General features: G+C 38.7%; 10 protein-coding genes. 2 read left to right on the top strand and 8 right to left on the bottom strand.

What is annotated here, in order from left to right; all coding sequences use genetic code 11:
• Nucleotides 1-11: 11 nt before the first annotated feature.
• From GQR87_RS15690 to GQR87_RS15720, 7 genes are all read right to left on the bottom strand, one after another.
• The gene (locus tag GQR87_RS15690) at nt 12-6,197 is read right to left on the bottom strand and encodes a DEAD/DEAH box helicase (RefSeq protein ID WP_158970939.1); all 6,186 of its coding nucleotides are present in this window, start codon (nt 6,195-6,197) and stop codon (nt 12-14) included.
• Nucleotides 6,182-9,211 (bottom strand): hypothetical protein, encoded by a 3,030-nt coding sequence (locus GQR87_RS15695; RefSeq protein ID WP_158970941.1) that lies wholly within the window; start codon nt 9,209-9,211, stop codon nt 6,182-6,184. Before GQR87_RS15695 ends, GQR87_RS15690 begins: the two co-directional genes overlap by 16 nt.
• 921 nt (nt 9,212-10,132) lie before the next feature.
• On the bottom strand, nt 10,133-10,354 hold the full coding sequence (locus GQR87_RS15700; protein ID WP_158970943.1) for an addiction module protein: 222 nt from the start codon (nt 10,352-10,354) through the stop codon (nt 10,133-10,135).
• Between the two features lie 157 nt (nt 10,355-10,511).
• A complete protein-coding gene (locus tag GQR87_RS15705) occupies nt 10,512-10,802 on the bottom strand; it encodes a type II toxin-antitoxin system RelE/ParE family toxin (RefSeq protein ID WP_158970945.1) in 291 nt (96 codons plus the stop codon).
• A complete protein-coding gene (locus GQR87_RS15710; RefSeq protein WP_158970947.1) occupies nt 10,795-11,034 on the bottom strand; it encodes a type II toxin-antitoxin system ParD family antitoxin in 240 nt (79 codons plus the stop codon). Before GQR87_RS15710 ends, GQR87_RS15705 begins: the two co-directional genes overlap by 8 nt.
• A gap of 486 nt (nt 11,035-11,520) precedes the next feature.
• On the bottom strand, nt 11,521-11,805 hold the full coding sequence (locus GQR87_RS15715) for a type II toxin-antitoxin system RelE/ParE family toxin (protein WP_233267494.1): 285 nt from the start codon (nt 11,803-11,805) through the stop codon (nt 11,521-11,523).
• Nucleotides 11,805-12,056 carry a type II toxin-antitoxin system ParD family antitoxin gene (locus GQR87_RS15720; RefSeq protein ID WP_158970951.1) on the bottom strand — a complete coding sequence of 84 codons (252 nt, stop codon included), beginning with the start codon at nt 12,054-12,056 and terminating at the stop codon, nt 11,805-11,807. Before GQR87_RS15720 ends, GQR87_RS15715 begins: the two co-directional genes overlap by 1 nt.
• 471 nt (nt 12,057-12,527) lie before the next feature.
• Here GQR87_RS15720 and GQR87_RS15725 point away from each other — a divergent pair, with 471 nt between their 5' ends.
• Both GQR87_RS15725 and GQR87_RS15730 read left to right on the top strand, forming a co-directional pair.
• Nucleotides 12,528-12,770 (top strand): type II toxin-antitoxin system Phd/YefM family antitoxin, encoded by a 243-nt coding sequence (locus GQR87_RS15725; protein WP_158970953.1) that lies wholly within the window; start codon nt 12,528-12,530, stop codon nt 12,768-12,770.
• Nucleotides 12,767-13,030, top strand: coding sequence for a Txe/YoeB family addiction module toxin (locus GQR87_RS15730; RefSeq protein WP_158970955.1), 264 nt, complete (start codon nt 12,767-12,769; stop codon nt 13,028-13,030). Before GQR87_RS15725 ends, GQR87_RS15730 begins: the two co-directional genes overlap by 4 nt.
• A 100-nt stretch (nt 13,031-13,130) precedes the next feature.
• On the opposite strand, the gene GQR87_RS15735 is transcribed toward GQR87_RS15730, so the two are convergent.
• Nucleotides 13,131-14,117 carry a DUF1186 domain-containing protein gene (locus tag GQR87_RS15735; RefSeq protein WP_158973044.1) on the bottom strand — a complete coding sequence of 329 codons (987 nt, stop codon included), beginning with the start codon at nt 14,115-14,117 and terminating at the stop codon, nt 13,131-13,133.
• Nucleotides 14,118-14,448: the final 331 nt, after the last annotated feature.

Raw genomic sequence — 14,448 nt, forward strand, 5'->3', positions numbered from 1 at the left:
TCCTATATTTTTTAATTGGCCACAGCCAGCACTTTTAAACTCGACCATTGATTTTTAATCAATGGATCTTTACCTCTTGGTTTCACTCGTGTATTGCCAGGAAGAACCTGCACCTTAACAATAAAAGGGTCTATACCATCTTTTGCAACTATGTAAGTTCCTTTCTGAATAGACCAGACATCTTGCTCTAGCATTCTTTTCCAAGTCTCTCCTTCATAATCAAAAAGGCTTCCTATCTCTATTTCAGGTATTGATTGATTCTGATTACCACAGATACCCTCACTAAAAAAACTGATCTCATATTCTGGAAATAAAGATGGGTGGTTCCTAACCCATGACATTCTTCGAGTAAGATTAAATGAATCCAAAAGTCTTACATTTTTGACATAAGCTTGCTTTCTAGCGAAGGTAATAATAGATTTCGAAACTTCATCTCTCATCTGATGATCAAGTTGCCAGAGTGGGTGGGCAACTATATTCAAAATTTCCCCATCTTCAGAAATCCAGCCGTGTAGATAAGAACCATCGGTTATTGGAATAATGTTTCCATCACCAAATGCCGAACAATAATTTTTAGCGATTTCAGCAAATTCTTCCTGCGAGCTTTCCAGACCAAGCCCCCAATCTTCAAAATATGGCGTTACACCGGGTATATAGGCAGAGTCACGTATTACCGATAGTAACTCTAAGCCAAGCCGCCAATCTATTAATGGATGTAAATGGCGATTACGGAAGCCCTTCAGGAGTAAATTAGGACTTCTCCATTCTTGCCCAAGAGTTTGAGCACGTTTGCATTCATCACGTAAAAATCGCCCCAATTTAGAAAATTTATCGTGATTAATTGGATCAATACAACCCGCGATTAATTCAGACCAGTTCTTATTTGCCCAATTTACTAAGCCCGAGCCATTGGGGTGTTCATCTGATAGGTAGAGCTCGGCACCTTCATTGATATCATGCTTATATTTATGAACAGATGCGATTTCTATATCTAGTGAATCAACATCAAGTTCCAGAGCAATCGCTCTTTGTAGAATAGTGGCAGTAGAAAACCATGCAGCTTTTCGGCAAGCAACCTCTTTAGGTTTATCAAAGAAGCATAGCCCAGGACGATCAAGTAACCTTATACTCAAAAGGTCAGTAGTCTTAGATGCAGCAAGTGACGCATGTATATCATTACTTTTAGGGTTTTCAACCCACATTGGAGCATTAAGCCACTGGCCATTGGGTGTTTGAAATGTATCCAACTTTTCAAAAGAAAAAGGGGATAAATTTGCGCTTTGAGTAATTCTGTATACCTTTTGCTGATGAGCGAAATTTAAAAAAGCACCTCTATTAGGATCTTTATTTATATCTTTTATCGCTTCTGAAGCAACAAAAGATACAGATCCTGAGCCACCATTTGATTGGCCTGAACCTGCAGGTTTACTGAGATTAAAGTCTGTCATGAAGCCATTAGGAACAACGGCCAAATAAGCACTCGCATTATCTGAACCACATGTCGAACATTGTTGGAAAGGCTCTCTACCTTGAACATCTTCAAGGTTAACTGGAACAACACTCAGGTTTCTACATTCACGGCAAAAAACTTGCCAAGTAGTTTCACCAACAGGATCGGCATACGATGTCCATTGATTTGTTTTTCGATGCTTAATTGGCCCAACAATCCCTATAGGTGTTAAGAGACGCTTATCCCATACTCTCTCTGAGCCAGGAGCATAGTCTGTAATGGCCTGCTCAATAGAGCGATCCAATGTTTTCGCTTCTTTAGACCGTCCTTCTCCGCTTGGTAACCCAAAGTGCAGATTTCTAACCATCGTAGGCATACCATACATGGGCAGTACACCAGCATCAGCTAATGCATTAGCTAAACCACGTGATTTATCTTGTTCACTTTTAACAACAGTATCTAAACGCTTAATCATTGCAATATTATCAATTAGCGACTCTGCTTTTATAGATGTTCCTCGAGTGACAACCTCAGCAATCTGTAAGATGGTTTTCTTATTATTCTCTAACCATACTGCTACATTACTTCGTCTATCACCTACATTATCGATATAGTCTTGTACAATCCCCATTTCACCATGGGTATCCGGTTGAGAATTAAAAGCAGTCCAAGTTAAGCCCACGGCTTGAAATACACGACGTAAAACTTCTTTATTAAAGAGTCTTTCCGCTAAAATATTTTGATCTTCACTGACCGAAACACTAGGTTGAGGGGGAATACCACTGGTCATTTCTTCTGGATGTTCAAAGTGGATACGATCATGAGTTTGACCTCGACAATAGGTCAACGCCGCAGAGAATGCTTGCTTCTTTCGGCCTGCGCGACCCGCTCGTTGCTGATAATTAAAACGTTCAGGTGGCATATTAGCCTGAAAAACAGATAGTAAAGATCCTATATCAACACCGACTTCCATCGTAGTAGTTACCGATAGTAAATCAATACTGTCGACTTTGCGGTTTATATTACGGGACACGACATCATCTAGCTGCTCATCTTTAAAAAAGATATCTCTGAAATGTCGCTGCCTTTGCGCTTGATTATCAGTTTGACCTGTTAATTCCTCCGAATGAATGCGAAATGCAGATGAAGAATTTACAGATAAATTTGCATGATAATGCCCTATTTCTATTTGTTCAGCAGTTTTAATACCATTTGGTTCATTGGGTAGAATTGATGAACATCTGGCACAAACACCACCGGATGAGTGCCAATGAATTTGAGTACAGTTATCACAAATCCACGGTTTATTATTTGGCTTAACATTTCGCACCCATAACTGGTCGAGTCTAACAATTCCCCAATGATGGCCTTCGCTGATGTGAGCATCACACACAGCAACTCTTAGCGATTCATAGTTTGTACCATTATGCTGTGCACATATCTCTAAGTACCTTTTGACTCGCTTTTGGACAATCTGTCGTGACTTATCATTCGGCTGATCTATTTTCCATTCAGTTCTAGGTCCATTTTGGTCATACTCATATGGAACCGTAAAGTACTCTTCCGTGAGAATACGTAAAACACTCTCAGCAATATTTCTGAAAACATCTGATGGTATACCTGCGGGGCCAGCTTTATTGAACTTGGATGAAAGAGCAAGGTGACCGAAACCTTTAGACTCTAAGTTATAAAGCAGGCGACCAGAGATCGCCTTCCAAGCCTTTTTCCTTAGTGTGGAATCCATTTTATTAATCAAGAAATTCTTTTTTTCCTCGGTCAGATTATTAGCTAGTAAAGCCTTATCAAAATCAATAAGATCTACCCAACCAAAAGACTGTCCATGCCTTGATTGGAAGTACTTTACATCAACACCCGAACCAGCAGGATTAACACCAAGTTCGAGCATTCTTTGCCAAATTATAGGAACATCCAGTTTATCCTGACTTACAGGGTGCAAGAATGAATCTAACCGAACATAACCAGATTTATAGTTAAGGATTATTTCTACATTAGATTTAGCATCTAATGTAGCGCGATTAGGTTTTTTGATGACTAATTCAGCATCACTTAAAAAGGAGAGCAACTCATCTTCAATATCAATGTTATTTTCAAGAAGTCGGTCAATTTCCTCGTCTTTACCTTCTATAACGCACTCTAAAATTTCTTTCTTGATTTCTTCTACAAAGCCAACAGAGCGATGACGTATTTCATCAAGAATGAAATACTGTAACAAGCTATCCCATTGACCAGATTCAACTCCATGAGCTAATTTAGCGGCGGCTTGTCGGCTATCAGAAAAGGCAACGAGCTTTCTAAAATCATTAGGGAGTACAGACATCAAATGCTTTGCAAGTAATAAAGACATTTGATCTAAACCTGTTGCAAATGCCCTAATAGGAGATGGCTTCCCCCCCTTCCTTTCAGAATAGCTTGTATAGCAAGACGGGCACATCTGTGGCATTGCAGGTAATTGAAATTCATTTTCCCAATGAGGATCATGATCATCAACACTAAACCATAGGCATTTAGTTTGTTTCGGGTTATCAACTCCCACCTCGACAATTCCTGTATACGGGTCAATTGAAGCTTTTTCCCATGCAGCGGGTGCAGCTTTAACTGGCTTACCAACACGTCCCTCTAGACCTGTTCGCTCGACAGAACCCTGATCCCAAGTCAAGCCATCCACATTTGGATATTCATCTGGTACTAAATAAACAACACCTAAATTCTTATAACTTTGTGCATCAGTGCGACCTTGCGGTGCAGCTTCTGGTATGCCTTCAATGGTTGAAGGTAGAGTTGCAAGTTCATATTTAGTCCCCTTCACCCCGCCAGCATGCATTTTATAACCAGCTAATAATTGAGTGCCGCAACATTCGCAATAAAGAACTTCTAATACTCGTTTACCTTCAAAAACTAATCTTGATTCGGGTAATAGCTTACCAACTCTACGTTTGCTATCTTTTTGGTCTTTAATATCAGCAGTAGCCCAAAGTCCATCAATGTTCTTAGTCATCCAATGAAAACGCAGTCTAGGTAAAATAAAGTTTGTAAAACCCTGTCCTTTATTTTGAAGGGTTGTGGCCTGTCCTAAAGCATAAAACAGTCCCCTTATTGCAACGCTTTGCTCTTTATACGAGATGTTACGGAAGCAAATAGACTTTAGCTTCTTCAGAGTTATAGAGGTGAACCTATTACTCTTTTTACTAAAAAAACTATAAGCAATAGCTTCCATATTTTTAGTAGTGATAAGTTCATTTATAAGCTCTTTTACACGTTCACTTTCAACTTCATTTCCACTTTCAACTGTCTCTCCTAAATTTATTGAAGCCATATCGACATTTTCTGAAAAGTCATGTGCTTGTCCATCTGCTGGATACATAGACTCACCACTTTCAATATGAAAGCGTTGTTTTGCCTCGATTGGCGTCAAACCAAACATTCCACCTAGGAAATTATATGACTCTTCATCTTCTCCTAAGGAAGCACTAGACGCTAAAATCTGGAGTTGCTTGCTATCTGCAGACAAGCCAAGCCTATCCATCAATAATCTGAGTAGATAACCTACTTCTGTGCCCGACGAACCACGATATAGATGCAATTCATCTACAACTAGTTGGAAGACATGATTTTCTCTATCCTCTTCCAACCACTTCTTAGTCGCTTCAAAAATTTGAGAATCGGCTCGATCATTAGCTATAGTTTTATCTTCATGACGCATTAGCATAATAGATAACATACTTACATTGGTAATGAGTAAATCAGGTGGTGTGTCTTGCATTTCCCAACGATGGAACATTTCGCAGGAGTCCACTTCCATTCTCGGAATAAAATCTTGCTGATCTTGTAAGGTAACTAGCTCTTTTTCTTTTGTTTTTATTTTTTCCTTATTGCCTTCTTGCTTAGCCTTTTCTAGTTCATTATTAGCATTCTTTAACTGCTCTTTGTATTCTTCATATTCACTATGTGCCTGCGTAATTTTTTTAGTAAGTTCTGATCTTTTAGCTGTATTGGCTTTCCCATCCTCTTTGCAAGGATGCCCTGATACTGGAGTTGAGCCGTTGTATCGACCAAATCGAATTCGGTTCCCCTCTAAAGCATCATCCATAGCATTGAGTGACTCTTTAGCATCCAAAGCTGATCTCAACCTTGAAATTTGATCTTCAACTAAAGCATTCATTGGATAGAGCAATAACGCACGAACTGCTGGGGTTCGTGTCTCTTTTCGTAGCAACTTCCTACTACTATCCCATTTAATGCTATTTCCCCAGGTTTTATTTGGATCTTGTGGAGGTTTCCAGCTTCCTTTAGCTTCTTTAATAATGGATGCCAATACTGGCAGCAGGAAAGCTTCAGTCTTACCAGAGCCCGTTCCAGTAACAACCACGCAATGTTTTCGTTCTTGAGCCAATGCTTTTTGTAACATTACTTGTTGATGTTGATATAAATTTATATTTTTCGGTATAAGAGATGCACTTGCGACCTGAACAAAAGAACTAATAGTCTCTAGTGATAAAGCTGGTAAATCTTTTGTATTTAACTCTTCTAATTTTTTTCCGGATTTATAAACAGGTAACACTTCAACATAAGGTTCTTGGAAAAAAACACCCGGAGAATCTAACAAACTCTGACGATCTTCCTCAAATGACTTGGAGTTTGTACCAAATGCGGACTTAACATATTTTTTTAAATGATCTTGAATATTTTCCCAAGCGCCAATTGGGTCGTTATCTATACGAACTGACATTTTTTATCCTCTATCCTTCTCGATATTGTATTGCATCGCATTTCCCTAAGTTCACCACCAAGTAAACTTGCTATATTTCTCGCGACTACTTCTGGTACCCAGCGATAACAGAGCCATTTACCATTAGCCATTTCACTGAACACACAGCTTACTTTGCCAATCACTCGCTGATTTGTGTCAAAAAGCAAGATAGATTCACCATCCATCTTACTTGTAATTTGCATTACAATAGGTCCGTCTCCAGCAGACAATGTTAAAGCACGCTCTATAACAAAAGGGGGTTCCATTCTTGCCGGCAGCCATAAACATCCCGTTACCTTGTCATAAGGGATTGGCCAAGGGCTAGCGTCAAGTATGCTGTAAGGAGGATTTTTAATAAATTCGGCAAATGCCCTAATAGCTATCCAAACTCCCCACCTTGAATCATGAATAAAACTATATTTTGAAACACCATCTCCAAGATTTTCACCTAGTTTATATACACGCATGCCTTGTATTTTCGGATCTTCATACTTAAACAGCTCAAATTTACGACTTTTATCAACCAATATATTTTCTGTTTCATTAAATACACCTCGACCTGGATTCAATCTCTCTAAGTAATTAGGACAGAAACCATGTTCTGGATACCACGCTAGGTTTTCTATTGTTTCCTGAATAGAACCCAACCATTGAGATAATTTTTGAGCGGGTAAATCAACCACCTGAAAATTACACAACTGTGCGATCTCAGTGATCCCTAAGAATCCATCAGAAGAAATACGAATAGCAGGTAATTTGTTTGATGTAGTTTTATCAATAAAGACTCGGCAATCGGAAACCTCTTCGAGTTCTTTCCATTGCTGCAGTCTTAGACTTCCGCAAACTCCATACAACTGACGTTGCTCACTATTGGTAATGGGAAGGCTATAAAGGGATGGCGGCACAGAACAAACACGAACCATGTGCCCTGTTACATTTGTTTCAACTTCAACATGCCCTCTGCGCCTAAGTTCACGTATCAAAAAAGCTGGTTCTATATCATCCATACCAATATTACTTGCAAGACGTCTAATTTGGTCACGAGCCACTCCATAGCTCATTGAACCTTTATCAGCCGTTGCAACTGAGTCCATAAATAGAGACGAAACATTAGACTCCATGCATTCAAAAACATTTATTACAGCCTCATTAGCCAGAGTTACCGCATCAACTTGAAAGGAACTAATATCTAGATCACTTGTAGGTACTTCACCAATAATAGCTCCTAGAAGACCACTTCCGTCGGCTAATATTCTCCCGTATTTATCAACAGAAAAATGAGACCTCTGTGTCGTTGCTAAACCACCAGCAGCTAAAACCTGCAAGCCGGCAGTACACAGTACTTCACCGCCCAATGTTGCTTTAATCTTAAAAACGTAACCACTCCCCTGATTTTGGGTAAACTTAAAACGTTTAATCGAAAGATTCTGATTTTTGTCTAGCTCTTCAAAAGTCAATCCTGAGGCAATTAGTTCAACACCAGTTGGTGCTTCCAATTCAATAATAGGCAAGTCGTAGTATGCATATTTTTTACTGCCAGAACCAAGGATAGGCTTGCCTCCAACAAGTCTAATACGTGCCTTTGTAGGTGCAGATATTTCTTCATCCACAATTACTGCTCGCTGTTCAGGAGTTAGATTTTCTGTATTTTCAATACAAATAAGGCCCCATTGTTCCGGTAATCCACCTACTTCAACTACTTTCGTATAACTTATATTTTCATTTTTTAGTAGTGATTCTAAATTCGAATATTTGATAGATGAGTAGAGCAGGAATGCTGTTCCTCTTATTGGAAATTCACGCTCAAGAAGTGAGTCATTCAATGAAGCATCTGGGCTATCCCATATTAAGACTCTAATTTTGTCTCGTCTTAGGTAAATATTTCTTTCTTTTCTCTCGCCATCACTTTCCGTATATGAAAGCATTGACGTAACTTCTTCTAAAGCTGATTGATTTAATGCGCTTCTTGCATTTTCTTGACTAGTAGAAGGGATACAATGTAAGTGGGTTCCTACCAACTCTAATCTTGCCTTAACTTCCTCATCATTATTTACTTTAATTGCATAATTATGACCAGTAACAGTGACAGGAAGGCGCCAGCCTATATCCCAACAAGGAGTGTCATCATTATTATTCAACTTTAGAATAATAGAAAGTTCGCCCCTATCTTCTTGTTGAACATCAAGTAGTTCATCTTGAACGTCACTACTAGGGGTCGTATGTTTTGGCACACGCCCATCCCAAAATTCAAGATGAGTACTTAATAATTGCTTTAGATGAAGCCTATAATCCTTCGATCCCATTGCATCCTTGAGACCCGTGCTTAAGTAGTGTGAATTTTGACCGTGCTCGAGTAATTGGTCAAAGTGATTGTCATCCAAAATTTGTCCGGAATGTAATCTGCAACTGCCGAATAATCGACTTATACCATCCATATCTTTATGAGTGACCATAATTTGAGCATAAGCCATTCCGACAAATCTATTTTGTCCAAGTACATTAACTCTAAAGTATCCAAACTCTCCTTCTTGACGAGTAGACCAACGTGCTAAATCAGTCCATACTTCTCCCATTTTATTCCCTAGATTGTTAGGAAATGGTTCTGAAATCAATTCACTAACTCTTGCATAGAAACCTTTTTCAACTTCAGATCGGGCTAGCACCCATAATGCAATATATGGTAGATAGGTTGGGGATTTTTTATCTTTGTATATCTCTAATTTATTGCCTGGATCATTATATCCGGTAGGGCGTTTGCTAGGCCATGCTCGTTGGCTGACTAACATATTAGCTTTAATAGCTATATTATCGTTGCCATATATCCAAGCTGGTCCTTGTTTAACGGCTTCAATTAAACCACTTACTCCACCTAAATGAACTCCAATACCTTCAAGTTCAAGCCTATTTGTAGAAATCCAAACATCTTGACCAGCGTTGGCCGGTGAAAAGTACTCTTCGAGTAATATTGAATTCCATTCAGTAAATAAAGACATACAATTTCCACATAAACTTGGTTTATTTAAATTTCGAAAATGAGTTAAAGAACTTAAGAAAAGAATTGCGCCTGTTGGCGGCATGGTCGTGACTGTTTTGGTCTACAATCAAAGGGGGGTAGTCAATTTAGTTGAATAAAACGGCTCTGACACATTAGTCAATTCCCTCACCCGATTAAACGCAAGGTGTACTAACTCCAAATCACTTGCCATAAAACTTCATATCCATCGAACGTAAACAGTTGTTTTTAGTCTTTATTTTATACAACCGAGATTACTATTTTTACCAAGAAAAGCAAAGTAGTTATTTTTAGGGCGTTTTTGATACTAGGAGCAGACCTCATCATAACCTCTCAAAATTAAGGCTTTCAGTGCGATAAGGTGAAGTTTGCTACTTTCGCTTCAGCCAATATCCTGGTCGTTTGCTATTGTGCATAATCGCGACAATATAAATAACCTGAGCTCAGGATAAGCCGAGCCTCTCGTTAACGCTCTTTTTGCGCCTAGCTGCGTTGGATTTTCTAGAAATAGCCAGCTATTACATACGAAAAACCGCCTTGCTATACACGAAAAATTTCGTCATCGAGTAAACCTTAGCCCAAACAGAACTGGAACATATTTGTAAGTGTTTGAATTGTTTTTAAAATTCAATTCATAACGACACACATTATCCCGAGTTCAGGTTAAATATGTTTTGATTGGATTTGATAAATAACAGAGAAAGGAAATCGTGAAAGCAAAAATCGGTGGTGGTTTGCCCCAAACTTAGGCTAAGTTTGAGGGAGCGATGCTATCGTCTCGAACGCAGATTCTAACTCTGCGATAAAATCATTACCCAACCCTTGTGCTTGAAGTGGGTACCAATCGTATGATGATTGCGTATCATGTTTAATGTCGGGATGAAAGGACAGCGTGAACATATTATTTTACAATCTGACTTTTTATCTGCTCCCAACTTACCGCTTTCACTTCACCTGCAACCAGCTCTTTGCTTCGCGCCTGCGATAGGGCTAACCAAGCTGAATCAACATCATCATTTGGTTTTTCTTCAAGTGAAGACAATAAGCAATGTGCGGCTAATGCTTTTTCACTGGATGTCATATGTTCTATATTTTCGAGCACAGACTTCAAAGCTTTAGACATATTTTCACCTCCACTAACAATAAAATAAGTTTTTCACTGAATTGCCATTTTTGAATAAAAAAGTGTGACTAAAAAAGAATAAATTCCGACGTGTAGTGGCAAATATTTTACACCTCATGAAAATCAACAAAGTCAGCCTTAGATACCTAAGTAATTGTTATAAATACCTATCTGGCTCCATGCTTTGATGCAAGATATCGATGATATCAATATGCATATCTCTGATGCGGTAATAGATTGTGTGCCTGCCTTCGTAGTAGCTGTAATAGCCCGTCTTAATTTCGCTTCTGGGCTTACCATCTAAGGGGAACTTAGCTAATTGCTGCATTCTTTTGCGCAACCCATTTAAATATAAACTTGTTGGCTGTTTACCGTAGTTTTCGAAGGTATAGCGCTGGATTTGTTTAAGGCTTTTTTGTGCTTGTGGTGAAAGAACAAATTTAGCCATCAATTAATTCTTTCATAAATGCATCGCCATCAATACCTTGTCCTTGGTCGAGTTCCGCTTCTCCTACGGCCAAAACAGCTTTTAATCTATCCAGCTTTGTTTCTTGCTCTTCAAGTAGGCGCAACCCAGCGCGTATCGCTTCGCTTGTGGAGCCGTAGCGGCCTTCTTGAACTTTGCTTTCTATGAAGCCATCAAAATGTTTGCCGAGCGTGACGCTAGTATTTCTAGGCATGGCAATATCCTTTATAAAAAGAAGTGTATTATTTATTAATACACTATTTTAGGGATGGTTTCCAATGAAACCTACGGCTTCTTTTTATGAAATACATGGATGTATTTCATAAAATAAAAGAACTCGAAGATAAAAGGAGGTAGTCAATTTAGTTGAATAAAACGGCTCTGACACACAAAGTATTCACTCCAACATTGCGGTGCGCATTTAAGCTCGTCATTCCGGCGTGCTTTTTAGCCGGAACAATACCCTCACCCTATTAAACGCAAGGTGTATTAACTGTAAATATTCCAAATCACTTGCCATAAATATTCATATCCATCGAACGTAAACAGTTGTTTTTATTGAACAATCGAGATTTCTATTTTTACCATAAAAAGCAAAGCAGTTATTTTTAGGGCATTTTTTATTCAAGTATTTACTGAGTATGCTTTGGGCCAAAGCGCTTGCTTTTGACAATTAACAAGACAACCATTAAACATTAAATTAGATATGTCGAGTGAAATCCATTTCAGTACGAAGCACGCGGCCTATAATGATGTTGGATGATTCGATTCGATAATAAATGGAGTGAGCGCCAGAAATTACACGGCGGCAATTGGGATAAATGCCATCAATGGCGGCATACTGAAAAGGATTTTCAGCCGCCTTTTGGCATTTTTCAATAATAGATTCATAGTAAATTATGGCCGCGTTAACGCCATATTCTTCAATTCCTGTACTTAATATTACACTAAGATCTTCATCTGCTTTCTCTGTAAAAACGTACATCACTGTATGCTTTTCTTGCTCAATACGTCTTGCATAATATCCTCAGCACTTCGGGGGCTTATACCGCTGTTAAAACCCTCATCTAACAACCCACGCAAAACCGCTAGGCTAGATTGTGCTTTCTGCTCTTGAAGCAAGCGCAAAGCTTCACGCACAACTTCACTTTGGTTGTTATATTCACCCGCCGCGATCAAGTCCTCGATAAAAGTGCCTAGCTCACTGCTGGGCTGAAATGTAATAGTACGCGCCATAAAAACCTCATGTAAGTTTTATACTTACATTAAAATTACACCTAAAATACCATTGATGCAAGAATATTCATATTTGATTAGTTACACATTCAAAAAAACTGTGGGTGCAGTTTCGTTGAAAAGTTGACGCCATAAATGGACGACCTACAAAAGATTAAAAGCTAGTCACAAAAGTACACAGAGCAGTGGATAGGGAATAGTTAAAAGATAAGAACAAGTCGTTTTTCTTAACAATAAATATTTCTTCTCTGTGGGCGAAGCCTCTGTGATCAGCTTTTGATTTTAACATTCTATTGCTTTTCTCTGTGTAACTCTGTGACACGCTTTGGCTTTGGCTTTAGTTTTTATCGGGACAGCCATAATAGTGGCATGACCAACAACCGCGGGAGTTGTTTGGGTGATGAGTCTGTTTTTCCATAGAATTGACATTGCGTACGTTTAGTCGTACGCTTATTTGTGAGGAGAAATTCTATGACAACACTTAATGCTACAGAAGCTCGTTCTAAACTTTATGCCCTTATTGATGAAACATCGGCAAGTCACCAACCCATAGTCATTACGGGGAAAAGAGGCAATGCGGTACTTTTGTCTGAAGACGATTGGAATGCTATTAATGAAACTTTGCATCTTGTCTCCATACCCGGCATGCGTGAGTCTATTCAAGAAGGTTTGGAAGAAGAATTAACGGATTGCGAAAAGGAACTTGATTGGTGAGCTGGACGCTTTATTACACCAAGCAAGCGCAAAAAGACGCCAAAAAGTTAGCTTTGTCTGGTTTGAAAGCTAAAGCCCAAGAAGTGTTGAATATTATTAAAAATAATCCTTATCAAAATCCCCCACCGTTCGAAAAACTTGTTGGTGACTTAACGGGCGCGTACTCACGTAGGATCAACATTCAACACAGACTTGTCTACCAAGTATTAGAGCAACAACAATCAATAAAAGTGCTTAGGTTATGGACTCATTATTCATAGACCAATTACTTCCATAATAAATTTTGCGCCAATGATCATTCAAATGTATAAAGGAGGATAAATAAGGAACAGCTCCTAAAAAAATATCCGATAAAATAGTTTATTCCATACAGCACTTTTTATATTTCTTACCACTACCGCAAGGGCAGGGATCATTTCGGCCAATCTTGGCAGGAGCTACATAAGGCAGTGACGGGATATCGTAGTCCCAATCATCTTGTAAATTGTCCATATTATTGAAAAGTTCAGAGGAGTTTTGCCGTAATTCGGTCAGTTTTTCGAGTAGTTCTGCTTCTCTAATTTTATTTTCTTCAGGCGTGCAATAGGCAGCCCAATTACTTAACTCTTCAATAACATTGAACTGCGTTTTAATAAAACCGTATTCAATTGTACTATGTCCCATTGGTAACCAATCGTCGATTTCCATTGGGCTAATATAGTCTGGGTCTATTCTAAAGTCCGTCGCCAAACGGACTAATTCCAGCTTAAATTCTTGTAAATCATGATCAATACAGCTTTCAGCTAAAGACGCTAAAAAGAGCGCACTGGCCTCACTTTCATCCGTTCTAAATAAATCAAGCCAGGCTCGTACTAATTGAGCCAGTTTATTGCGCGTTATTTGATTACTTTCATATTTGGCAAATATCGCATACATGGTAGCAGACTTAATATTACCACCTGAATTTTGACTGATAATAAGTTGATTCAGTAATTCGATATCATCCTGACTCAGAATATATAAAAAGCTAGGAAACAACTCAGTTAACGCATCGCCAAATATATACTCTAACTTACTATCGTATTCATCGTTGCGATCACATATCGCCACTAGTAAAGGGTAGGCCTGGTATTCTTGCTGCTGCACAGCTAAGAAAACGCCCATAAAAAGGAGGTTACTTTGTGCTTCGCTAAGCAATGAAGGATTGTTAATAAACTCTTGCATGACGGCTTTTAGTTCTGGCCAACAATTAGCCCATTGCTGATGTGCATTATGTAAGGCGTCTCTGGGTAATTCCCCTTCTTGATAATCAGATAAAGCAGCGATAATTTCTGAAATCGTCATAGAGGGCATGATATTAGTCGTCATAATAAAGACCTTAGGAGGCTTAAAAGTGTAATTGGGACAAGTGAATATAATAATATTCTATCTATTATAAAGTGAATTCACTATGGTTAATTTTTAACTTCAATACAAACGAAAAAGGTGTTGAAGCAGTTAAAAAAGAATAAAAGGGGGCGTTTTTAATCACAGTGAGCGCAGCTCATCACCTCTTCTCAAAAAAGAAAATCATTGAGAAGATGCTTCCTCCATTACCACCTGTAGGTCGCGGCTTTAGCCCGTCAAGGTTTAAAAATAGACGCCATAAATGAACGACCTACAAAAGATTAAACGCTAGTCACAGAGGTACACAGAGAGT

The organism is Paraglaciecola sp. L3A3 (assembly GCF_009796765.1).
Classification (GTDB): Bacteria; Pseudomonadota; Gammaproteobacteria; order Enterobacterales; family Alteromonadaceae; genus Paraglaciecola.

Excerpts from the sequence above, each read along its gene's own strand:
- GQR87_RS15690 (WP_158970939.1), bottom strand. The coding sequence starts at position 6,197 with ATGTCAGTTCGTATAGATAACGACCCAATTGGCGCTTGGGAAAATATT.
- GQR87_RS15695 (WP_158970941.1), bottom strand. The coding sequence starts at position 9,211 with ATGTCTTTATTTACTGAATGGAATTCAATATTACTCGAAGAGTACTTT.
- GQR87_RS15700 (WP_158970943.1), bottom strand. The coding sequence starts at position 10,354 with ATGTCTAAAGCTTTGAAGTCTGTGCTCGAAAATATAGAACATATGACA.
- GQR87_RS15705 (WP_158970945.1), bottom strand. The coding sequence starts at position 10,802 with ATGGCTAAATTTGTTCTTTCACCACAAGCACAAAAAAGCCTTAAACAA.
- GQR87_RS15710 (WP_158970947.1), bottom strand. The coding sequence starts at position 11,034 with ATGCCTAGAAATACTAGCGTCACGCTCGGCAAACATTTTGATGGCTTC.
- GQR87_RS15715 (WP_233267494.1), bottom strand. The coding sequence starts at position 11,805 with ATGTACGTTTTTACAGAGAAAGCAGATGAAGATCTTAGTGTAATATTA.
- GQR87_RS15720 (WP_158970951.1), bottom strand. The coding sequence starts at position 12,056 with ATGGCGCGTACTATTACATTTCAGCCCAGCAGTGAGCTAGGCACTTTT.
- GQR87_RS15725 (WP_158970953.1), top strand. The coding sequence starts at position 12,528 with ATGACAACACTTAATGCTACAGAAGCTCGTTCTAAACTTTATGCCCTT.
- GQR87_RS15735 (WP_158973044.1), bottom strand. The coding sequence starts at position 14,117 with ATGACGACTAATATCATGCCCTCTATGACGATTTCAGAAATTATCGCT.